Here is a 23,532-nt window from a genome sequence, read left to right as displayed (position 1 = left end):
ATCATGGAGATACGTACAATAATATGAGATATCTCATATTTTTGGGGTGGATTATGGAAATTTATAAAAATGAGAAAAGGCAAAGCTATTTGAAGGAGTACTCCATTGCGCATTTATTTTCTTTTCCTATTGAAGAATTTATAGAAGTGCATGAATATAAACGCGATGAATGGATTATTAAAGAAGGCATGCGACCGGATTTTTTATTTTATGTCATTGAGGGAAAAGCAAAAACTTATGTTACGCATCAAAATGGGAAAGTTTCCTTAATTAATTTTATCAACGCGAATGATTATATTGGAGAAATGGAATTATTAAATGAGGTGTACTATACAAAAGGGATTCAAACATCCACTAAGACCGTTTGCTTTGCGCTTCCTTTTCATCGCTGTCGCTCACAAATGCTAGAAGATGCGAAATTTCTACGTGAACTAACCAAGTTTTTAAGTGTAAAAGCAACTAAATTTTCTGCAAAGTATTCGCAAAGTCTCGCCTTCCCGCTTGAAAACCGGCTTGCAGATTTTATTTTGCAAACCGCTGATGAAGAGGTCTATAAGGAGAAACACGTAACTGTTTGTGATTTTTTAGGCGTCTCCTATCGACACTTATTGCATGTGCTTGCACAATTTTGCGATAAAGGGTATTTGCAAAAGGAAGGTCGGCACTATCGCATTCAGCAGCACAAGCCCCTATATGAACTTGCTGAGATGTTGAGGAATAAATAACTAACCTGTGATTAATAAATAGTTGTAAATCAAATTACTCCGATAGAAACCTAAATCTAAAGAATCTCATTTAGATGAATCGCGGAGAACCGTGCTATAAATAGAGGCGGTTTCCACATTAATTATCCTGAAACCAAATCATTTCATCCAGGTTCTATGGCTGGAGCTTGAATGCGGGTCTTATTCAGACAAGGCAAGGTGGAAAAAGCAAGATCCAGTCTGAATACAGGTCTCATTCGGACAAGGCAAGGTGGAAAAAGCAAGATCCAGTCTGAATACGGGTCTCATTCGGACAAGGCAAGGAGGAAAAAGCAAGATCCTGTCTGAATGTAGGTCTCATTCGGACAAGGCAAGGTGGAAAAAGCAAGATCCAGTCTGAATACGGGTCTCATTCGGACAAGGCAAGGAGGAAAAAGCAAGATCCAGTCTGAATGCAGGTCTCATTCGGACAGGGCAAGGAGGAAAAAGCAAGATCCAGTCTGAATACAGGTCTCATTCGGACAGGGGAAGGCTAAAAAAGCAAAATCCAGTCTAAATGATATTGCGTCTTTATCGTATATAAGCATCTTAAACGATAACACACACTATAAAGGTTTCGATTTGTTGACAATTCTCCATCATATATAGCTTCAACTTTTGCTAAAATAAATATCATAAAAAAATATAGGGGATTGTGACAATGATTGAAAGAAAATGGCTATCAAGACTATCTTTGAAAAAAATGACGACATTGCTCGTATTATTGTCTGTTTTCGTCTCATTGGTAGCATCAGCAGCACTGTTACATAGGTATGTGATTCAAAGAGAAAATGAGATGGTAAAAGAGAAACTAAAAGATATAGGAAGAGTAGTGGCAAAGGATCCTCGTGTAATTAGTGAAGTAAGCAGCGATTCGTTTAGTTCTATTGTTCAAGATTATACAATGGACGTAATGAAAAAAACAAAGGTGAACTTTATTGTTGTACTCAATAATCAGTTCATTCGTTTATCACATCCTGATAAGAGTGTAATAGGAAAACCGTTTTCAAATATTGAAGATGCTAGAAAATCAAGTAATGGTGTTGAACACTATTCAAGAGAACAAGGAATATTGGGAGAAGGTACTCGTTTTTTTACTCCAATATGGAATGAGAAGGGCGAGCAAGTAGGAATAGTTTGTATAGGTTATGTACAGGAAACGATTAACCAAGAGCTATGGAATGCTCAGAAAACCATTTACATAGGGTTAGGCGTAGGTCTTTTTGTCGGATTATTAGGAGCTTTGTACTTAGCTAATCAACTAAAGAAAACTCTTTTAGGACTTGAGCCAAAGCAAATTGCTGCAAGGATGAAAGAACGGGAGATCATTAAAGATTCAGTTAGTGAAGGGATTATTGCCGTTGCCCCAGATCAAAAGGTTCTTCTGTATAACCATAATTTTTCTGAGGTTATGGAAAAGGCAAAATTTACGGAAGAGTATATGCAGGATGGTTATCTTACTAAAGATATCTTTTCCCTGTTATTTAAAGAAGTTTTTGAAACAGAAGAATCGATTTCCAACCGTGTAATTGTCGTTAATCAACTAGAGCTAATTGTGAGTATTAAGCTTATTTATGTAAAAGGAAAAATTTATGGAGCAGTAGCCACCATTAGGGATCAATCAGATATGCTGCAGCTTATTCGAGAACTGAGTGGGACAGAACAATATGTAGATTCTATACGTGCACAAAATCATAAATTTATGAATCAGCTGCATACGATACTAGGTTTAATTGAATTAGGGAAATATGAGGATGTTACTCATTTTATTCGAGTATTGAATGCTGACTATCGTCATGAAATTGGATTTGTAACGGATAAAATAAAATCCCCGGCTATTGCAGGTTTCTTACTTGGGAAATCGAGTGAATTAAAAGAGCAAGGTGTAGAGTTAAAAATAGATTCAGATTCTCAATTTCCAAATATGACAATGGGTGGGCTTCTTCATGATTTTCTATTATCAATGGGCGTGTTATTAGATAATTCCAAAGAGGCGGTTGCATTATCCGTAAAAAAACAAGTAAGACTCTTTTTATGCTATGATGAAGACGAAGAAGTAATCATTTGTGAAATACAAGATACAGGCGAGGGTATTGAAGAGCAATTACTAGAAAAGATCTTTGAACGAGGCTTTTCAACTAAAGGTGAAAAAAGAGGCTATGGCTTAGATGCTGTGCAGTCAATTGTAAAGCGGTATAATGGAATGGTTGACGTTGAATCAAAACTAGGAAAAGGGAGTATTTTCCGAATTGAAGTGCCTTACAAACGGAGGAATAGCAATGATTGAAGTCATCATAGTGGAAGATGATCCTATGGTTGCCATGATCAATCAGCAATTTGTTGAGCGCTATGGCGGTTTTAGAATAGTTGCAACTGTTAGGAGTATTTCTGAATTATGGAATGTACTTAATAAAAATAAACCAGATTTAATCTTACTTGATGTTTACTTACCAGGAGAAACAGGAATTGAATTTTTACAAAATATTCGTCAAAAACAGCTTTCCATACCGATTATTATGATTACAGCAGCAAATGACATTCCTACAATAAAAAAAGCGCTTGAGTATGGCGTTATTGATTTCTTAATTAAACCCTTCACTTATGAAAGATTTAAGCTTGCTATGGAGAAATTTAGTCATTATTATTCATTAACTACTAAATTAAAGGAAGCAGATCAGGAGACACTGGATCAAATATTAACAAAAGAAGGAAAGCCGTCATTGCATTCTGATGATGATTTAGCTTCAACGCTGCCAAAAGGATTATCTAAATTAACATTAAAGAAGATTTTACGTGTTGTAGAGCAACAAACGAGTTATTTCTCAACAGAAGATATTGCAAAGTTAATTGACATATCACGTATTTCAACGAAAAAATATTTACTGTACTTAAATGAATTAGGCTATCTAAGAGAAGAATTAAAGTATTTAACAGTCGGGCGTCCCATTACAGTTTATCAGATTGCCCCAGAGAACGAGCATGTAATTAAGTCGTTTAAATAAATGAAAAGGATCTATATCAACCTTTCGTTTCTCGCATAACGAAGGGAAAAATAGATCCTTTTTGTATGTTAAGAAAGTATAAATTAGCAGTGGTGAAGATAACTTGACGCTCCGGTCTATACGCCACACAAAGGAAGCTTGCGCTTTTCTTTAAAAGTTACGGATAAGAACTAAAAATAGGAAATCTGCTTATTCGCCGGTACATCCAAATCCATTCTCACCTCTAGTAAGATGCGCAGCGGTTTTCTATGAGACAAGCTCACGTTTATTAGGTAAGTCGATGGCATTATGTGTTGTGCCTAATGTCATCATATCGTTTAAGTTTTCGAAGCTTGTTTCAATCATATTAGATAGTGCTTCGTCAGTATTTGAACCTACATGCGGTGTAACAAGAACACGAGGGTACAAATCAACTAAAGCCTTTACTGTTGGGTCAAGATTTTTTCGCTTTCCATCAAATTTTTGAAAGAAAATACTTGCTTCATTTGCAAAAACATCTGTTGCAAAGCCTTCAAGTTTATGTGATTGAAGAGCTTCTAGAATTGCCTCATTATCCTGTAATTCGCCACGAGCGGTGTTAATTAAAATGGCACCATCCTTCATTTTTGCGATGAAATCAGCATTTACCATTTGATCATTTTTTCCAGGAAAATAAGGTACATGTAAGCTTACGATATCGCTCTCTTTTAGCAAATCATCTAATTCCATAAAGGTCACGTGTTTTTTCGCTTCATCACTCGGATATAAATCATATCCAAGAACTTCGGCACCTAGTCCTTTAAACAGCTTCGCTTCAGTTAAACCAATCTTACCAGTACCAAGAATACCAACTTTACAATTTCTAATTTCTTTACTGAACATAACACCATCTACAGTGAAATCTTTATTAGCGGTCCTGTTTGTTGTGTAAGCGGTATGTCTTAATAAAGTCATTGCAAGTGTTAATGACAGCTCAGCAATAGCATTCGGAGAGTATGAAGGAACTCTTGCTACATGCATATCACAATCTGCGGCTGCTTGTAAGTCAATATGATTATAACCAACAGTTCTTGTAAACAGGTATTTAACCCCATACTCTTTCATTTTATAGATGTTTTGTTCGTCTGCCAGGCAATTTCCTCTTAAAACAACAGCATCCATTCCTTTGGCTGTATCAACATTTTCATGATTTAATAAATCTTCTATTAAATATAGATCAAAGTTATATTTATTTAGTCGATTAAAGAATTCAACTTCGTTTTTTCGTACACCGTAACAAACTACTTTAAGTACCATGATTTATGTCTCCTTTTGTTCGTAAATTTGTTTTATTAAAAAATACTTAAATGACTAATGAGATTAAGAATAATGATCCAAACTGGAATCATAATTACTGCAGTGATGGTTGAAAGTAAAGATGCGTTAGAAGCAAGAATTGCATCCTTATCAAAACTAATAGCGTATGCAGCTGCTACAGTAGCAGTTGGTGCAGCCATCATAATGACAACGACCCCTAAGCCAATTTGACTCATTGTTAGAATGCCTGTTAGTGAAAGAATAGCTAACAATACAATATTGATAATAGGAACAAGGACAATTTTGTTTAAGCTGTATACCCATGATGTCCGGTCGGAAACGGCTTTTTTAAACTGAACAGCACCAAGCGTTGAACCAATAGAAAGCCAAGCGAGCGGAGAGGCAAGACCTGCTAAATAAGTCATTGGTTTAAAGAGCCAAACAGCAGTCTGGTCAAGTCTTAGAAAAGCAAATTGTGCCTGCGCCCCATCAGCAGTTGTAACCGTTACTTGTGGTAATGAACCTTGGAAAATCCAAATAAACAATCCTAGAAATGTTGCAATGACAATTGGATTTAAAAACATTTCCTTAATGTTTTTTGTCTCCATTTTTAATCCACTCATTTTGATATAACCATATGAATATAGGAAAATACGATAACCAATATTGAATATAGAAGCGTATAGGACTCCTTCAGCTCCGTATATAGCACCTACAATCGGAATACCAAAGAAAGTAGTTGAACCAAAGATTGTTAAAACGCGTAAAGTATCCTGTTTATTACCTTCATATTTAAGGTACATCGGTTTAGAGATAAAAATTAAAATGACATAAATAAGTAGTCCCCAAATTAAAATATTCATTCCCTCAGACAAGGATTTTTGATCAATATTTGTCATAAAAGAGTTAAATGCTAAAGCAGGAAGTGCAACAGTTAAGACAACCTTTGACAGCATCTTTCCTACATTTTCATTAAATATGCCTTTTTTGCGGCAGAAGAAACCTAATAAAATGATAAAGATGGTTGATGTAATAGAACTAACAATATCCATGTTTGTAAAGGTCGATTGGATTATTTCAAATAGTTTCATAGAATGTTCCTCCAAAAAAGTTGTTTGTGAATCTTTTCACATATTGTTGTGAAGAACGTCTTAGCCGGCTATTTCTTACAAATTGATCATACTTTTTTTTTAGCCATAAAAGAATAAAGTGTAACTAATGAAAATTATGTAATTAAAGTAAGTGAAATAGTGAGCAAACTAAATTGAACTTGTATTTTTTTGGCAATAGTCACTTCATAGTGATAGGAAGGCATATGATTCCTTTCGATAATTACATATTCACTTTCTTAATTTACGAATTATAGATATGCAAGAATTATTTCATTACATTTAGATCAGAAATATGATTCTATCAATTGTTCACATGAATGTTTTTTTGAACTAATTTGAAAGCGCTTAATCGATGTTGAATTAAGAGATACCGCTCTTGTGAACAAAATAAATGTAATTGGAGGATGAAAAATGAACGCAAATGAACTTCATGCAACAGAAACAATTGTAATTGGAGCTGGACCAGGAGGATATGTAGCAGCAATTCGTGCTGCACAGTTGGGACAAAAAGTTACGATTGTTGAGAAGGAAAACCTTGGAGGGGTTTGTTTAAACGTAGGCTGTATTCCATCAAAAGCACTGATTACAGCAGGCCATCACTTTCATCAAGCCCAAAATCTAGATGTATTCGGTATTTCAGTTAATAAGGTAGAGGTGGACTTTTCAAAGGTCCAAGCTTTCAAAGATGGTGTTGTAAAAAAATTAACAAGTGGAGTCGGAACGCTTTTAAAAGGAAATAAAGTAGAAATCGTGAAAGGTACAGCTGCTTTTGTTGATGCTAATACAGTGAAAGTTAGCGGCAGTGAAGGAGTAAAAACAATTAGTTTTAAACATGCGATTGTGGCAACTGGATCTCGTCCAGTCGAACTTCCTGCTATGAAATTTTCAAATAGAATCATTGATTCTACAGGTGCTTTAAATTTAATGGAAATTCCGAAGAGTTTAGTCGTTGTTGGTGGAGGCGTAATTGGAATTGAACTAGCTGGAGTCTATGCTAATTTTGGTACGAAAGTAATGATTTTAGAGGGACAGAGTGATCTTCTCAATGGAATGGATAATAAGATTACCTCTATTGTGAAGCGAAACATGAAGAAAAAAGGTGTTGAAATATTTACAAAAGCCTTCGTAAAAGATGCGAAAGAGGTAGATAATGCAGTCGAGGTTACGTTTGAAATAAATGGGGGAGAAAAAACATTACAAGCAGATTATTTACTTGTGAGCGTTGGAAGAAAACCGAATACAGACCAAATGGGTTTAAAAGAAATTGGCGTAGAAATGAATCTTAAAGGATTAATTAAAACAGATAAGCAATGCAGAACTTCTGTACAAAATATTTATGCCATAGGGGACGTTGTAGCTGGACCGCAACTTGCCCATAAAGCTTCCTATGAAGGAAAAGTGGCTGCTGAAGCCATCGCTGGAGAAAAGGCAGTTGTCGATTATACTTGTATTCCAGCCGTCGTTTTCTCTGAACCAGAAATAGCGGTTGTAGGCCTTACGGAAGAGACTGCGAAAGAAAAAGGGATAGAAGCCAAAAGTGCAAAATTCCCATTCGCTGTTAATGGGAGAGCGATTGCACTCAACCAAACAGAAGGCTTTGTTAAACTGATCACTCGAAAAGATAATGGAGTTGTAATTGGAGGTCAAATTATTGGGCCAAGTGCTTCAGATATGATTGCTGAGCTTTCATTAGCGATTGAAGCAGGATTAACAGCAGAAGATTTAGCATTAACCATCCATGCCCACCCAACTCTTGGGGAAATAGTGATGGAAACAGCAGAAGTCGAACTAGGAAACCCTATCCACATTGTAAAATGATAAATCGTTAGTTGGCTAACGCAAAACCTTAGACGAATTATTTAATACTTCTGTAACTAATGAAAGTGATTAGTTAACTTTGTAAAGCGCTTTCATTATTTTTTTATAGTTTACAATAATATTGTAAAAACAAAAGGAGGGAAATAAAGTGGAAAAGAAAAAATTAATATCCATTTGCCTCGCATTTGCAGTATTTTTTATTATCGTCATGCTTCCCAATCCTGATGGTCTCCCAATTGCAGGACAAAGGGCGCTGGCAATATTAGCATTAGCAGTCATTCTTTGGGTGACTGAAGCGGTATCTTATGCAGTAAGTGCTGCTCTTATTATCGTATTAATTACTGTTTTTATAGGACTTGCACCAACGATCGAGGATCCATCCGTAACTTATACTAGTCAAGGTGCATTAAAAATTGCACTTGGCGGGTTTAGCTCTTCGGCTGTCGGACTTGTGGCAGGAGCCCTATTCATCGCTGCTGCCATGGAAATAACAGGATTGCATAAACGTCTGGCCTTATTCATTATGTCAAAAGTAGGGACAAAAACGAGTAGCTTAGTTTTTGGAACGATTGTGGTCAGTATCATTCTTGCCTTATTCGTACCAAGTGCAACCGCACGTGCAGGTACAATCATTCCGATTCTAATGGGAATTGTAGCAGCTTTCAGTCTTCCAAAAACAAGTAGATTGTCGGCTTTACTTATTGTAACAGCTGTTCAATCCATTTCTATCTGGAACATTGGTATTAAAACTGCAGCTGCGCAAAACATGGTTGCTTTAGGATTTATGGAACAATCATTTGGTTCTAATATTACATGGGGACAATGGTTGTTATACGCTGGACCTTGGTCCATTATCATGTCTGTTATCTTATTCTTTGTTATGAACAAGCTCATTAAACCCGAAATCGGAGAACTACAAGGTGGAAAAGAAATTATAAGTGCTCAATTAAAGGAGTTAGGAAAGATTTCATCAAAAGAATTCCGATTAATCATAATCTCAATAGTACTATTAGTACTTTGGGCAACGGAAGGAATCCTCCATCCATTTGATTCTACTACAGTTACCATTGCTGCTGTTGCTTTTATGCTGTTTCCTGGTATTGGAATTTTCACATGGAAAGAAGTGGAAAGTAAAATTCCTTGGGGAACTATTATCGTATTCGCAGTCGGAATTTCGTTAGGAACGGTATTATTACAAACTCATGGGGCATCATGGTTGTCACAAGAAACATTAGAAGCTGTTGGTTTAACGAGTATGCCACTTATTTTCATTATTATGGTACTAACTTTATTTAATATTTTAATCCATTTAGGTTTTGCAAGTGCAACAAGTTTATCTTCTGCTTTCATTCCAATTGTTATTGCACTCGTGATGTCAATGGAGCCAACGTCCTTTAATGGACCAGGGCTTGTATTAATTCAACAATTTGCTGTCAGCTTTGGATTTTTATTACCAGTAAGTGCACCACAAAATATGCTTGCATATGGAACAGGTGCATTTACAACAAAAGACCTTTTGAAATCCGGTATTCCAATTACTATCGCTGGTTATATCTTAATTATCATTTTCAGCTTAACGTACTGGCAATGGGTAGGTTTGCTCTAAGAAAGAAGAAAAATTTAACCATCAATTTATATAGTTTAACTTGATTATAAGGGATGTGAAAGTATGAATAACTCAACTAGCTCGTGGCATGATGTATTTGGACCTAACTTAGGTTATTTGTTAGAACAGTATGATTTGTTTTTGACTGATGAGGCTTTAGTTGACGAAAGCTTACAAGAGTTATTTGCGGTGTGGGGAGCTCCACAATTAGAAATAACCCAAAATAATGAAGAACTACCACAGCAAGGGTATTCACCGACATTCGTAATTAATAAAATGAAGAAGCTTGTAGACGTATTAAAACTTGCGGAAAATATTCGCACAAATGGTCATTTAGAAGCAAATGTTTATCCATTAGAAAGACAAACTCCATCCGATATTCTCACTTTGTCTTACTATGGTTTAACAGAAGAAGATGTGAAGGAAATCCCAGCAGAAATTATTTGTCCAGAGAAGAAGGGACAATTACAAGATGGGTTAGCTGCTATTCAATATTTGATGAAAGTGTATATTGGCCATATCGGTTTCGAAATCGGGCATGTTGAACCAGAAGAAAGACTTTGGCTTCAAAGTAAAATTGAAGATAATGATTGTGCAATATCATTTTCAACAGCAAAAAAAGTGGATCTTTTAACTAGTTTGTATAAAGCAGAAGGCTTTGAACAATTTATTCAAAAAACGTATGTTGGGCAAAAACGTTTTTCTGTTGAAGGATTAGAAACACTTATTCCTTCACTTGAAGAATTGATCTCTTTATCAGCGGAAGATGGAATTGACAACGTAATGATCGCGATGGCGCATAGAGGTAGACTGAATGTCCTTGCACATATATTGGAAAAACCTTACGAAGCAATTTTTTCACAATTTCAACATTCAACATGGGTGAACGATAATCCTGATTATTCGGAAACAAAGGGTAGCACAGGTGATGTTAAGTATCATATGGGGGCAGTAAAGAACAGACAAATCCAGGATAAAAAAATTAAAGTCTCCTTAGCAAATAACCCAAGCCATTTGGAATTTGCTGGTACGGTAGTAGAAGGATATGCAAGAGCAGCTCAAGAGGATCGTTCTGAAAAAGGTTATCCGAAACAAGATGTATCAAAGGCACTTGCACTATTAGTGCATGGAGATGCCGCTTTCCCAGGCCAAGGTGTTGTAGCAGAAACTTTGAATTATTCAAGAACAAAAGCTTATCAAACAGGTGGAACCATTCATATTATTGCGAATAACCGCATTGGTTTTACAACAGAGAGTGAAGATTCAAGATCGACAAGATATTCCAGTGATTTGGCGAAAGGTTATAATATTCCTGTTTTTCATGTCAATGCTGATGCTCCAGAGGCAAGCTTGGCAGTCATGCGCTTAGCATTCGAATATCGTCAAACATTCAAAAAAGATGTTTTAGTTGATTTAATTGGTTACAGAAGAATGGGTCACAATGAAATGGATGAACCAATGGCTACAAACCCATTAACATATAACATTGTCCGTAAGCATCCAACGATTACAGCTGTTTATAAGCAACAACTATTAGATGAAAAATCAATGACAGAAGAGCAAATGAAAGAAATTGAAACAACAGTATTAACGAAGATTTCAGAGGCGTATAAAAATATTGATAAAGAACATTCAGAAGTTCGTTCGATTGCAGAATTACAAGCGGAAAACCATCATGAAATTCCAAAAGTAGATACCACTGTCGATAAAGCAACTTTAACAAAAATTAATTCCGAGCTTCTAGAATGGCCGAATGGCTTCAACGTATTCGGTAAGCTGCAAAAAATATTGAACCGTAGACTAGAAGTTTTTGAGAAAAAAGGAAAAATTGATTGGGCACATGCTGAAGCATTAGCTTTTGCAACGATATTGAAAGATGGCACTCCGATTCGATTAACCGGACAAGATTCTGAGAGAGGTACATTCTCCCACCGAAATATTGTTTTATCAGATGAAAAAACGGGTGAAAAATATTGCCCATTGCATACAATTAGTACTTCTAATGCATCCTTTGCTGTTCATAATAGTTCACTTTCAGAAGTAGCTATACTAGGATTTGAATACGGTTACAATGTTATTTCACCTGAAACGCTTGTACTTTGGGAAGCACAATTTGGTGATTTTGCAAATGGTGCACAAGTAATTATTGACCAATTTATTTCCGCCGGTCAATCCAAATGGGGGCAAAAATCAGGAATTGTAGTTTTGTTACCACACGGTTATGAAGGTCAAGGACCAGAACATTCTAGTGCTAGATTGGAACGTTTCCTTCAACTGGCAGCTGAAAATAACTGGACTGTTGCGAATCTGTCTTCCTCAGCTCAATATTTTCATATTTTAAGAAGACAAGCAGCGATATTAAATACTGATGAAGTAAGACCTTTAGTCTTAATGGCTCCAAAAAGCTTATTACGTCATGCTTCTGCAGGAACTTATTTAGAAGAATTTACAAATGGTCAATTCCAAGCGGTTATTGAACAACCTGGGCTAGGGAGCGAACCAGATCAAGTAGAGCGAATTGTCTTCTGCACAGGTCGACTTGCAGTAGAATTAGCAGATCTTGTGGCAGATTCAAAAGCTTTTAACTGGTTAGATATTATTAGAATAGAAGAATTGTATCCTTTCCCAGAAGAACAAATTAGAAGCTTAATAGGTAAATATAAAAACCTAAAAGAAGTTGTCTGGACACAGGAAGAACCAAAAAATATGGGTGCATGGAGCTATATTGCTCCACAGTTACAAGAGTTAGTGTCCGATCATATTAAAGTTTCCTATAATGGCCGGCCAGGAATGTCCAGCCCTTCTGAAGGAGATCCAATTATTCATAAAAACGAACAACAAAGAATAATAGATGTAGCGTTAACACCAACTGATAAGAAAGCAAAAGAAGTGGTAAGTATTTAGTTGTTTTGTGAGAGATGAAAAGCATAAGCTGATGTCAATCCAGTGGAAATTCAACATTTTAATAAAAGGATGTGTATAGAAGATGGCGGCAATAGTAGTTCCCCAATTAGCTGAATCCATTACAGAAGGTACCATTGCACAATGGCTAAAACAACCTGGTGATACTGTTTCCAAAGGTGACTATATATTAGAGCTTGAAACAGATAAAGTAAATGTAGAAATTATTTCTGAGTTTAGCGGGGTATTAAAAGAAACATTAAAAGCAGAAGGTGATACTGTAAATGTTGGGGAAACGATCGCTATTATTGATGAAAATGGCGTTAGCAGTTCTGCACCACAAGCAAGTGAAGACAAAGTAGTTGAAGAAAAAGTAACTCCAGAAATAGCACCAGTTGTAGAATCAGTTACTGAAACTTCAAGCAATGTTATTGCTTCCCCTGCAGCAAGGAAATTAGCGAGAGAACGAGGAATTGATTTACAAAATATAGTTGCTGTAGATCCATTAGGAAGAGTTCGCCAGCAAGATGTTTCGAACTATGTACCTGAAGGTCGTCCAGTTGCAAACACAGCACCTGCAGCAGTACCACAAACAGCAGCCGCCATACAACCGGCTGTAACAGATAGCAAACCAGTAGAAAGAATAAAAATGTCTCGCCGCCGTGCAACCATTGCCAAAAACCTTGTAGAAGTCCAACATACGGCTGCTATTTTAACAACATTTAATGAAGTAGATTTGACTGCTGTTATGAATCTAAGAAAGAAAAGAAAAGATTCATTCTTCAAAGAGCATGATGTAAAACTAGGATTTATGTCGTTTTTTACAAAAGCTGTCGTCAGTGCTCTAAAAAGCTATCCGCTATTAAATGCAGAAATTCAAGGAAATGAATTAGTTGTTAAGAAATTCTATGATATTGGAGTTGCTGTTTCTACTTCTGAAGGCTTAGTTGTCCCAGTTGTAAGAGATGCTGACCGGTTAAATTTTGCTGAAATAGAAAAAGAGATTAGCAATTTAGCAATGAAAGCAAGAGAATCAAAACTTGCTTTATCCGATCTTCAAGGAGGTACATTCACGATCACAAACGGTGGTACATTTGGTTCTTTATTATCGACACCAATCTTAAATGCTCCTCAGGTCGGAATATTGGGCATGCATTCTATTCAAAACCGACCTGTCGCAGTAGATAACGAAAGAATTGAAATTCGACCTATGATGTATCTGGCGCTTTCTTATGACCATCGAATTGTGGATGGAAAAGAAGCTGTTGGATTTTTAGTAAAAATAAAACAACTGCTTGAAGATCCAGAAAAATTACTTTTAGAAGCATAAGAAGAGAAAGTCTTACTTTTTTAGGAGGCATTATATGAATATTCATGAATATCAAGGAAAAGAAGTCCTCAGACAATATGGTGTATCGGTCCCAAACGGAAAAGTAGCTTTTACAGTCGATGAAGCAGTAGAAGCTGCAAAAGAGCTTGGAACAAAGGTTTGTGTAGTCAAAGCACAAATCCATGCTGGTGGACGCGGTAAGGCCGGCGGTGTTAAGGTTGCCAAAAACCTTGAAGAGGTTCGTCTTTATGCAAATGAAATATTAGGTAAAACGCTTGTTACCCATCAAACGGGTCCAGAAGGAAAAGAGGTTAAACGGTTACTGATTGAAGAAGGCTGTGATATACAAAAAGAATACTATATCGGCTTAGTATTAGACCGTGCTACATCGCGTGTTGTATTGATGGCCTCTGAAGAAGGCGGAACGGAAATCGAAGAAGTTGCTGAAAAGACACCGGAAAAAATCTTTAAGGAAGAAATTGACCCAGTTGTAGGATTGACTGCGTTCCAGGCACGCCGTATTGCTTTTAATATCAACATACCAAGCAAGCTTGTTGGACAGGCTGTTAAATTTATGATGGGCTTATACAATGCTTACATTGATAAGGATTGCTCAATCGCTGAAATCAATCCACTTGTTGTCACAGGTGATGGGAAAGTAATGGCACTGGATGCAAAGTTAAACTTCGACTCCAACGCCCTATACCGTCACAATGACATAATGGATCTTCGTGATTTGGAAGAAGAAGATGCAAAGGAAATTGAAGCTTCCAAACATGACTTAAGTTATGTAGCTTTAGATGGAAATATCGGTTGTATGGTTAATGGCGCGGGGTTAGCAATGTCCACGATGGATATTGTAAAGCACTACGGAGGAGAACCAGCTAACTTCCTTGATGTTGGGGGAAGCGCTACAGCTGAAAAGGTAACGGAAGCATTCAAAATCATCCTTTCTGATCCAAACGTAAAAGGTATTTTTGTTAATATCTTTGGTGGAATCATGAAGTGTGACGTCATTGCAACAGGTGTTGTGGAAGCAGCAAAGCAAATTGGCTTAACAGTACCTTTAGTAGTACGGTTAGAAGGGACAAATGTTGACTTAGGTAAGAAGATTCTAGCTGAATCAGATATTGACATCATTGCAGCTGAATCTATGGCTGATGGTGCCCAAAAGATCGTTTCATTAGTAGGCTAACGTAAAAGTGGAAACGCCCCGATCTGCCCCGCCATGCATAAGACAACCCTTGGAAGAAGATGTTCTTTGCCTTATGTAAAGGATTGACTTATGGCCTTTAAGGGGCTGGGCGTTGAAACTGGATATCAGAAAGGGGAATTTGACGTGAGTGTATTTATTAATAAAGATACAAAAGTCATTGTTCAAGGGATAACAGGTTCTACTGCACTATTCCATACAAAACAGATGCTTGAGTACGGTACAAAAATTGTCGGTGGTGTTACTCCAGGTAAAGGTGGCAGTGATATTGAAGGAGTTCCCGTATTCAATACAGTTAAAGAAGCAGTTAAAGCAACTGGTGCTACAGTTTCGGTCATTTATGTCCCAGCTCCATTTGCTGCTGATGCTATTTTAGAAGCTGTTGAGGCAGAGCTAGATCTTACAATCTGTATTACTGAACATATACCTGTACTGGACATGGTAAAAGTAAAACGCTATATGGAAGGAAAGAAGACGCGTCTTATCGGTCCTAACTGCCCTGGTGTTATTAGTGCTGACGAGTGTAAGATTGGTATCATGCCAGGATACATCCATAAGAAAGGCCATGTGGGGGTTGTATCTCGTTCTGGTACTTTAACCTATGAAGCAGTTCATCAACTAACTCAGGCTGGAATCGGACAAACATCAGCGGTAGGGATCGGTGGTGATCCGGTAAACGGAACAAACTTTATCGATGTTTTAAAGGCCTTCAATGAAGACCCAGAAACATACGCAGTCATTATGATTGGGGAGATCGGCGGTTCTGCTGAAGAAGAAGCTGCCGAATGGGTGAAAGCCAATATGACGAAGCCTGTAGTCGGATTTATCGGCGGACGCACTGCACCGCCAGGAAAACGAATGGGACACGCAGGAGCAATTATATCTGGTGGTAAGGGAACAGCAGAAGAAAAAATCCGTATAATGAATGAATGTGGAATTGAAGTGGCAGATACTCCATCCGTAATGGGGGAGACATTGATTAGGGTTCTTAAAGAAAAAGGGCTATTTGAAAAGTGTAAAACACACTAAAATAAGACAAGGGCACAGGGCCCTGCCGCAAAAGAAAAAGCTATCCCATTCCTAAAATTAATAGGAAAGATAGCTTTTTCATTATTCTAAATGAATTATTTATGGTTGTTGAACAACTGTTACTTGCTTAGGCGTTGTTGTTACTGTAAAACCGTCATTTGTAACGATATCTGCTGTAATCGTATACGTGCCATTTGGAAGATCCGTTTTAGGTACCCATTGTGTTTTCAAGGTATGTTCATTTTTCACTTGCCATGAATCAACTAACTTTCCACTTGCATCTTTTACATTAATTGTCCAGTTAACTCTGTTATAAGCCCAGGCAGAAATTTTGGCTGGTTTGGTTTGGTTAATACCAGTAGTCGGAGTAACACCGATCGTTTGAATTGCCATATTTTGTTTATTATAGCTTTGATCTCCCCAAGTATTCCAAGATATATTTCCTGCATAATCGATAGCTAATATGACAATACCTTTCGGCTCTGTTTTAACCATAATAGATTTTTGCTCAAGATTTGCTTCATAATATTGTCCATTAACATAAATAACTGCAGAATTATAGTCACTTGCATTATCTTCCGCATCAAAGGAAACCTCATATTGTCCGTTCTTTGGTGTTACTTTAATATCTGAAACCTTTGGAGCAACGGAATCTACTGTAATTGGCATTTTAACAATCTGTGGTTTTGCGTTTGGATAATCTAATGTTGTTTTTATAACATATTGGTATACACCATCAGGAACAAATTGCCCGGATTGGTCTTTCATATCCCATTGATATCCGTCATACTTTAAATCGCCATATGCCATAATATTTTTACTAAATTTCCATGGTTCTCCAGTATATTCACTGAAATCACCTAAATTTTTAATGAGATTACCAGATGAATCTTCGATATACATTTCAGCTTTTTGTAAATTACGGAAGCCTGTAAATGAAGAATAGATCCCATTGAGAACATAGTTTGGCGAGTATGCGATATGGTTAAGAGTGAATCGTCCAGTATATGGGTTATATCCTAATGGATATCTTTCTGAATTATCATCCCAAAGTGCGGTATATCCTAAAAATGCATCTTTCTCCCAAGCTGGAAGATCGAGATTCCGAGGTTCATCCCATTTTCCATAGAAGCCCATATAAGGAATAGATAAAGGTACGGCTTTATCTTGGTCTTTAGCTACCGGAACTAGACGGACAAATCCTTCTACAAAACTATTTTTCTTCAAGGAATCTGGTAAAGATACATTAACTGTCAGCATTTTTGTTTGGCCCGGTTTGATTTTAACTAAGGCTCCTGCTTTGTCTGTTACTTTTTTATCATTTACAGTGACAGTCGCACCATTAATACGTTCACTAGTTAATGTTAAATACTCTTTGGAATCCAATTTACCATCACTGTCTAAATCAAATTCCTTCATTTCAGTCTTATCTTTCAATACATCTACATAAACATTGTATTCAATATCCTCACTATTATTTTTACCCTTAGGAGTATCGAATGCTTCCATGTTTAATTTAAAACTTGTATTTTGACCGATTTCCTTTAAGGCAACCGCACCAGCTTGTTCTAAAGGTGTGTTTCTATTTGTAATAATGACTGGCGTATTAATGGCATTTTGAATTTGCATTATGCCAGACCCTTGTACACGTGGTGAATATGGAACTTCTCCATTTGTTCTTGGATCCATGACATTTTTAGCTGTATTCATTAAAGCAAGTTTAGCTTTTAATGCCGTATTTTCTGAATGAGGCAATCCTTTTTGATAAAGTGCCTGCAATAACAATGCTGAACCGCCTGCAACATGTGGAGTTGCCATTGATGTACCGCTCATTACTTCATAATCATTTCCTGGCACAGTTGAATAAATATTGCCGCCAGGGGCCGAAATTTCCGGTTTAAAATCTAATGTATGTGGAGTACCAATGGATGAAAAATTGGACATCGTGTCTTTCGCTGGGTTATCTACCCAAGTATCGCCTGCAAATTTCATGCTTAAATATTGACCACTTGGCAGACTGCTCATTTTATTTATTAATGCTTCACCTAAAGATTTACTTGTTGAAGCAGTAGGTACTGCAGTTGGCGTTACTGGTAGAGTAGTATAATCTGTCCATACTGCAGGTGGTATCATAATAATTGCCTTTGCTCCTGCACTCTTAGCTGTCCACTGAATAGATGATACAGTACTATATGAATTTAATAGTTTAACTACTGCAATGTAGCCAGTTTTGCCTTTCGGATAATCAGCTGCATTCTTTCCTTCCCCAACGTATACCAAATCATATGGTACATCTGGTGAAAGATTCTTAGAGAGTTTAAAATTATACGATGCTGGGAATTGCGTTTGATCTCGGAACGGGAGCGATAGACCGTTTGTTTCAGCAAGTGTATTTAAATGTAATTTAGTATTTTCATAGGAAGCAACCGATAAAGCAAATGGACTGACAGATGGTGCACCAACTGTTCCAATATCAGGATTTTCTGCATAAGGTTTTAATGAAGCGGGAATGATATTATTCTTTGTACTGTAGGCTGAATTACCTGCCGCCACAACAACAAGGGTACCATGTTCTGTCGCAGCTCGGATTGCTTTTTGAATAGGATCATTTTCTTCCCCTACAAAGCCCGCATCTACACCTAAACTCATATTAATAACATCTGCATCCATTGTTACTGCATGCTCAATACCTGCAATAATATCATCCTCATAGGCTCCACCGCCATTATCTGAAAATACCTTTTCAGATAATAGCTGAACACCTGGTGCAATTCCCTCAACTCCACCATTCGTTTCGTCTCCACTTGCCCCAACTGTACCAGCAACGTGTGTACCATGTGGACTACCTTTTGCTCCAGGAATGACATTTGTATCATTGTCTGCCCAATCATATCCTGTTGGGACTTTATCGGAATACCAAATTTCGTTTACGTCTGTCTCTGCAAATTTTTGATTGATTTTATCTTGAGTCCATTTTTCTTTCGCTTTGGCTGTATCAGATAGTTTCATATCTTTGTGCGTATAATCAATCCCGGAATCAACGATCGCTACTACTAATCCTTCCCCTTTATAACCATATTGTTCCCATACCTTTTGAGCTTGTACTAATTCTTTACTTGCTGCCATTGTTTCATGGTATGTTTTTGCAATATGTACGTTTTGTACACCAGGAGTGGATTGAATTTCCTTCAAATTTTGATACTCTGTTTCTACACTAAATCCGTTAAATCCTTCAAAAAAGCGTTGTTTTACTTTAGAAGGAGCAGTTGATTTAGACTTATTTTTCTTTGAGATTTCTTTAATTACTTTGTCTTGTTTTTCCTTAAATAGAGATTTTTTGTTTTTTGGAGAAAGGTCAGCAGCTGTCGGTTGTTCAACTTCTACGATTAAACGAACAGTATCATTCGGTTTATATGCTTTAGCCAAACTTTCTTTTTTAACGTCTTTATAAAGAGGATCATCTTGACCTGTATCGATCTTATCCCTATTCAAAAATAATTGCCTTCCTTGATCCACACTTTCTTCAATCGTTTGAGATTGGGGTGATGTGTCATTGTTTTCTGCTTGAACTGTAAATGATGAAAAAATCAATGATGTTAAAGCTGCTGTTGTCATTACTTTAAATGCCTTCATTTTTCCCCTTTTCATTAATGTCTCCCCTTTTTATTATTTATCTGTATTTAAATTAAAATCTACTATGTTTAAGAGATTAATAGTTATGTATTGTCATTAAATAGGATATTAAATGAAATTACCAGCCCCAATTTTACCTGATGTTTTAGTCTGACTTGTACCATAGCAAGAGTAATTAAATACAATTCAAAATTGTAAATACACCATAAAACAAAGTAAATTGGGGGATTTTCACTAGACCGATAGACTTATTTTTTATACAAAGAAATGTAATATAAGCATTTTTTACGAAAATTTTAGGTTATCTTAGGGAAAGATGTTAAAAAAATTGTCGAAATATTTATTATAGTAGAGTGTCCTTCTTTCTAAATAGGGGGAATATTATGAAATTTGATATAAATCTATGAACTACTTTCAAATCTCGTAGAGTAAAATGAGTAAAATGTCCTAGGTATTTCTGATGAAGATTAATAGGTTCTAAGGTTGAGCCTTTTATCTGTTTGGCTGAATTATTCCAACCCACGAAACAAAGTGCACAATGCTCTCTGATTTTTTTCATGCATGAACACCCTGTCAAAAAATCGCCATATGTATAATCTGTGAACTGTATGGTATGTACGAAAAGTATGATTTATCATACAAGAGAGGTGAGTGATGATGATGAATCATGGAAAAATTTATGGAACTACAAGTATAGGTGAAAGAGGCCAGGTAGTTATTCCATCGGAAGCAAGAGAAGAATTAGGGATTAAATCAGGAGAAAAGTTTGTTGTTTTTGGTAATGCCCAAAAGGGTACTGTTATTCTAGTGAAATCCGAGATTATGAATAAGTTTGCGAATTTCTTTTTTAATAAGTCAAAGACATTCGAGAAAATGGCTAATGCGATTTTTGAAAAAACAGAGACTGAAATTGAAGAAGAGGAAAAAGAATAATTCAAAATCTAAGAGAAACCAAGCAGGCTTGTACCTTAGAGCTGGCATGGAAAGGGGTGGACAAGGATGCGTGAGATTACACGCTTACTTTTCAACACGAGATTTCGTAAAACATTTTTTATGTTCATCGGTTTCTTTTGGCAGTTTTGGTGGCTTGGGAAAACCAAGAGATTTTTAAATAAAGAAAAGGCTAGCCAAAAATATAAGGCCATCTATACTTCCCAGGCGAAAAAGTTTGCAAGGGTTGCGGTTGAAATGGGCGGGCTAATTATTAAATTAGGTCAATTTGTCAGCTCAAGGGTGGATATTTTACCGAAGGAATACACCGATATCTTATCAGAACTGCAGGATTCAGTTGCCCCTGTGAAATCAGAGGTTGCTGTTGATCGAATTGAAGAAGAATTATCCGGAAAGATTTCCGATTTGTTTGCCTCCTTTGATCAAGAGCCTGTTGCAGCTGCATCGTTAGGACAGGTACATCAAGCCGTTCTGAAAAATGGGGAAACGGTCGCTATTAAAGTGATGCGCCCTGGAATCGAGGCAACGGTTTCTCTCGATTTGGCCACGCTAAAGGTGTTGATTGCCTTTGCCCGGCGCTTTACAAAAGTGAGCAGGTTTGTTGATTTAAAGGATGTTTATGATGAATTTGAAGAAGTGATAACCGAAGAACTAGATTACATGAAGGAAGCCAAAAATATTGAGGCGTTTCAAGCTTCTTTTAGTGAATTTCGTGGTGTAACCACGCCGAAGGTCTATTGGGAGCTTACAACTAATAAAGTGCTTGTCATGGAGTTTATTGAAGGTGTGAAAATTAACGAGTTGGATAAACTTGAAGAGGCGTCTGTTGATAAGAAGAAACTAGCGTCCATTCTTTATTTGTCATATTTAAAGCAACTGCTTGAGGATGGTTTCTTTCATGCCGATCCACATCCCGGTAACCTGTTAGTTAAAAACGATGGCACGATTGCGTATATTGATTTCGGAATGGTTGGGAAGGTTTCTGATTTATTGAAGGAAAACATGGTTAAGCTGGCGATGTCCATCTATTTGAAGGATGCCGGCGGGGTAGTAGAGGCGTTCAATGATCTTGGATTTTTAAGGAGACAAGCAGATAAGACTTCGTTATCTAAAAATGTAAAAATGGTTCTTTCTAGTTTTTCTGAAGGCAGTTTTGATATTGACAAGATCAAAAACGAGGGGGTTCTGGAGGAGTTACGTGAATTCCTCTATGAGCAGCCGTTTCAAATTCCTTCGAGAATGACCTTTTTAGGGAAGGCGATTCTTACGGTTTTTAGTATTTGCAATGGGTTAGACAAGGATTTTGACATAGTTACGAATACAAAGCCGTATATAGAGAATGTTATGAGCAGTGGAGAAGGTAACCCTGCAAAAGAGACGGTGCTTGATCAAGTAAAGAATACGTTCTTAAAATTCATTCCTGCGTCCCGAAAAGTGCTCCACCTTGTTGACCAGCTTGAATCCGGTGATATACGCATGCAGCCTTCTAAAGCAATCGAAAAAAAATTCCTGGAACAGCAAGCCTTCCAAACAAGAAAAATTGTTTTCGCTCTTTTTGGGACAGGTTTATTAATTTCCGGTGCCCAAATTTTCGCAGTGAATGATTTGGCCGGCATGATTATGATGGTCAGCGGCAGCTTCCTGACAATTTTGCAGGCAGGCAGGAAATCTTCCCCTAGAAGGAGAAGGCCTCATCCTAAATTTGGTGGCCGGGGTCATTAATGACCCGGCCTCTCGTTTTATAGCTTTTAAATAGAGAAAAAATTTTTTCCTCCGATAAGTGATCTTTCAATAAGGTTAGTATATTATCCCCTTCCTCGTAATTTCTACTTGAATCACAGGAGCAAAATGCACTTTTTGATAGTTGCTGCCCCAGTCTTCCTTCTGTGTCTTCCAAATACGGGGATGAAACGCCATTAGTTGTCTTCCGATACCTAATCCATCGCAGCGGGCTTTTTGCATTTTTTTTAGTGTATCTTTTGCCAAGTCAGTCATCTCTTTAGAAAGATACTTGTTTAATTGCGCGACCAGTTTTTTCTCATTTAAGCGATCCTTCGGATATTCAATAATACTCACTTTCCATTTTAAATCCAGCTTAACGGTAATTTGATTGCCCGAATGAATCAGTACTTTCATTTTCTGTTCTAATTTGTCTACATTAAAGGTCAAAAAGTCATAACTGTTTTGATGACCGTTTCGGATATTTATTTTTCTGGTGAATCTCGTCGTTTTTCCCTTTTTGTCTTTCAACAATAAATACATTATCGATTCATCAGGCCTCAGTATGCCTGTAAATTGCTGGTTATGAAACATAGCAATACTGGAAACATCCACACGTCCCCCTTTCTCCACAAGATATGGAAGAACAAAATCTTCTCCAGGATCCATCATAATAGGGAAAATCTTTTCAATGGTCACCTTGGGAACTGTTGTAGTCTCTTCTTTGCTCTTGATTAATTCATCAATTTCTTCTCCGATCAAGACATTCCCCACTTTTTTAAGGGAAAATATATCTGCAGCCTTCCCTTTCGCCACTCCGATCCTGGCGTTTAAGGCACTTTTAGGATCGCGGTATAGAGTATCGAAGATCGGATAAAGATCTTGTTTTGCCATTTCTTCTCCAATGAGTATAATTCGATTTTTATAAGCACGAAGATGCCGTGATATCTGATCGTCTGCATGATCCCGAGCTTCCATCGTGGTATTGCCCTCTGAGAAAATAATATCGTTTTTAGGACTCTGTTGTTCGGTAGCAGGCACGTCCCGAATGACCAAGGTGGTTTGAAGCTTTCCATTCGGCGCGAGATCAAACCCTCCTCCATAAATCAACCGAGTATCCTTTAAAAGATCTTGGTCCCAACATCCAGTCATGAATAGGAGGATGGAAATAACAGTGCATAACCAGTTTATCCTTTTCAT

The 23,532-nt window shown here is 37.0% G+C and carries 15 protein-coding genes; 11 read left to right on the top strand and 4 right to left on the bottom strand.

Going from position 1 to position 23,532, the window contains the following annotated elements:
- The first annotated feature begins 53 nt into the window (after nucleotides 1-53).
- From yeiL to QNH20_RS26625, 3 genes are all read left to right on the top strand, one after another.
- Entirely contained in the window at nucleotides 54-725 is a 672-nt protein-coding gene (yeiL, locus tag QNH20_RS26635) for a transcriptional regulator YeiL (RefSeq protein WP_283920916.1), read from the top strand.
- Nucleotides 726-1,404: 679 nt separating this feature from the next.
- On the top strand, nucleotides 1,405-3,030 hold the full coding sequence (locus QNH20_RS26630) for an ATP-binding protein (RefSeq protein ID WP_283920915.1): 1,626 nt from the start codon (nucleotides 1,405-1,407) through the stop codon (nucleotides 3,028-3,030).
- Nucleotides 3,023-3,745, top strand: a complete 723-nt coding sequence (locus QNH20_RS26625) for a response regulator (RefSeq protein ID WP_283920914.1) — start codon at nucleotides 3,023-3,025, stop codon at nucleotides 3,743-3,745. The genes QNH20_RS26630 and QNH20_RS26625 overlap by 8 nt, the downstream gene beginning before the upstream one ends.
- Before the next feature lie 246 nt (nucleotides 3,746-3,991).
- Here the strand turns inward: QNH20_RS26625 and QNH20_RS26620 are convergent, their stop codons facing one another.
- On the bottom strand, nucleotides 3,992-5,020 hold the full coding sequence (locus QNH20_RS26620) for a 2-hydroxyacid dehydrogenase (RefSeq protein ID WP_283920913.1): 1,029 nt from the start codon (nucleotides 5,018-5,020) through the stop codon (nucleotides 3,992-3,994).
- Nucleotides 5,021-5,055: 35 nt separating this feature from the next.
- On the bottom strand, nucleotides 5,056-6,111 hold the full coding sequence (locus tag QNH20_RS26615) for an AEC family transporter (RefSeq protein ID WP_283920912.1): 1,056 nt from the start codon (nucleotides 6,109-6,111) through the stop codon (nucleotides 5,056-5,058).
- A 432-nt stretch (nucleotides 6,112-6,543) separates the two neighbouring features.
- Here QNH20_RS26615 and lpdA point away from each other — a divergent pair, with 432 nt between their 5' ends.
- The 6 genes from lpdA to sucD all read left to right on the top strand — a co-directional run bounded on the left by lpdA (nucleotide 6,544) and on the right by sucD (nucleotide 16,029).
- A complete protein-coding gene (gene lpdA / locus QNH20_RS26610; protein ID WP_283920911.1) occupies nucleotides 6,544-7,950 on the top strand; it encodes a dihydrolipoyl dehydrogenase in 1,407 nt (468 codons plus the stop codon).
- Nucleotides 7,951-8,098: 148 nt separating this feature from the next.
- Nucleotides 8,099-9,556, top strand: coding sequence for a DASS family sodium-coupled anion symporter (locus QNH20_RS26605; protein ID WP_283920910.1), 1,458 nt, complete (start codon nucleotides 8,099-8,101; stop codon nucleotides 9,554-9,556).
- 63 nt (nucleotides 9,557-9,619) lie between these two features.
- The gene (locus tag QNH20_RS26600) at nucleotides 9,620-12,460 is read left to right on the top strand and encodes a 2-oxoglutarate dehydrogenase E1 component (RefSeq protein WP_283920909.1); all 2,841 of its coding nucleotides are present in this window, start codon (nucleotides 9,620-9,622) and stop codon (nucleotides 12,458-12,460) included.
- Nucleotides 12,461-12,542: 82 nt separating this feature from the next.
- Nucleotides 12,543-13,787: a 2-oxoglutarate dehydrogenase complex dihydrolipoyllysine-residue succinyltransferase gene (gene odhB, locus QNH20_RS26595; protein ID WP_283920908.1), complete on the top strand. Its 1,245-nt coding sequence runs from the start codon at nucleotides 12,543-12,545 to the stop codon at nucleotides 13,785-13,787.
- 34 nt (nucleotides 13,788-13,821) lie between these two features.
- Nucleotides 13,822-14,982 carry an ADP-forming succinate--CoA ligase subunit beta gene (gene sucC / locus QNH20_RS26590; RefSeq protein ID WP_283920907.1) on the top strand — a complete coding sequence of 387 codons (1,161 nt, stop codon included), beginning with the start codon at nucleotides 13,822-13,824 and terminating at the stop codon, nucleotides 14,980-14,982.
- Between the two features lie 144 nt (nucleotides 14,983-15,126).
- A complete protein-coding gene (gene sucD, locus QNH20_RS26585; RefSeq protein WP_283920906.1) occupies nucleotides 15,127-16,029 on the top strand; it encodes a succinate--CoA ligase subunit alpha in 903 nt (300 codons plus the stop codon).
- A gap of 99 nt (nucleotides 16,030-16,128) precedes the next feature.
- Here sucD and QNH20_RS26580 read toward each other — a convergent pair whose 3' ends face one another.
- Entirely contained in the window at nucleotides 16,129-19,677 is a 3,549-nt protein-coding gene (locus QNH20_RS26580; protein ID WP_283920905.1) for a S8 family serine peptidase, read from the bottom strand.
- Between the two features lie 639 nt (nucleotides 19,678-20,316).
- Between QNH20_RS26580 and QNH20_RS26575 the strand changes: the two genes are divergently transcribed.
- Entirely contained in the window at nucleotides 20,317-20,595 is a 279-nt protein-coding gene (locus QNH20_RS26575; RefSeq protein WP_283920904.1) for an AbrB/MazE/SpoVT family DNA-binding domain-containing protein, read from the top strand.
- Between the two features lie 66 nt (nucleotides 20,596-20,661).
- Entirely contained in the window at nucleotides 20,662-22,335 is a 1,674-nt protein-coding gene (locus QNH20_RS26570; RefSeq protein WP_283920903.1) for an ABC1 kinase family protein, read from the top strand.
- A 75-nt stretch (nucleotides 22,336-22,410) separates the two neighbouring features.
- Here the strand turns inward: QNH20_RS26570 and QNH20_RS26565 are convergent, their stop codons facing one another.
- Nucleotides 22,411-23,532, bottom strand: a complete 1,122-nt coding sequence (locus QNH20_RS26565; protein WP_283920902.1) for a Ger(x)C family spore germination protein — start codon at nucleotides 23,530-23,532, stop codon at nucleotides 22,411-22,413.

Source organism: Neobacillus sp. WH10 (assembly GCF_030123405.1).
Taxonomy (GTDB): domain Bacteria; phylum Bacillota; class Bacilli; order Bacillales; family Cytobacillaceae; genus Neobacillus.
This window is presented reverse-complemented; position numbering and strand designations above follow the sequence as displayed.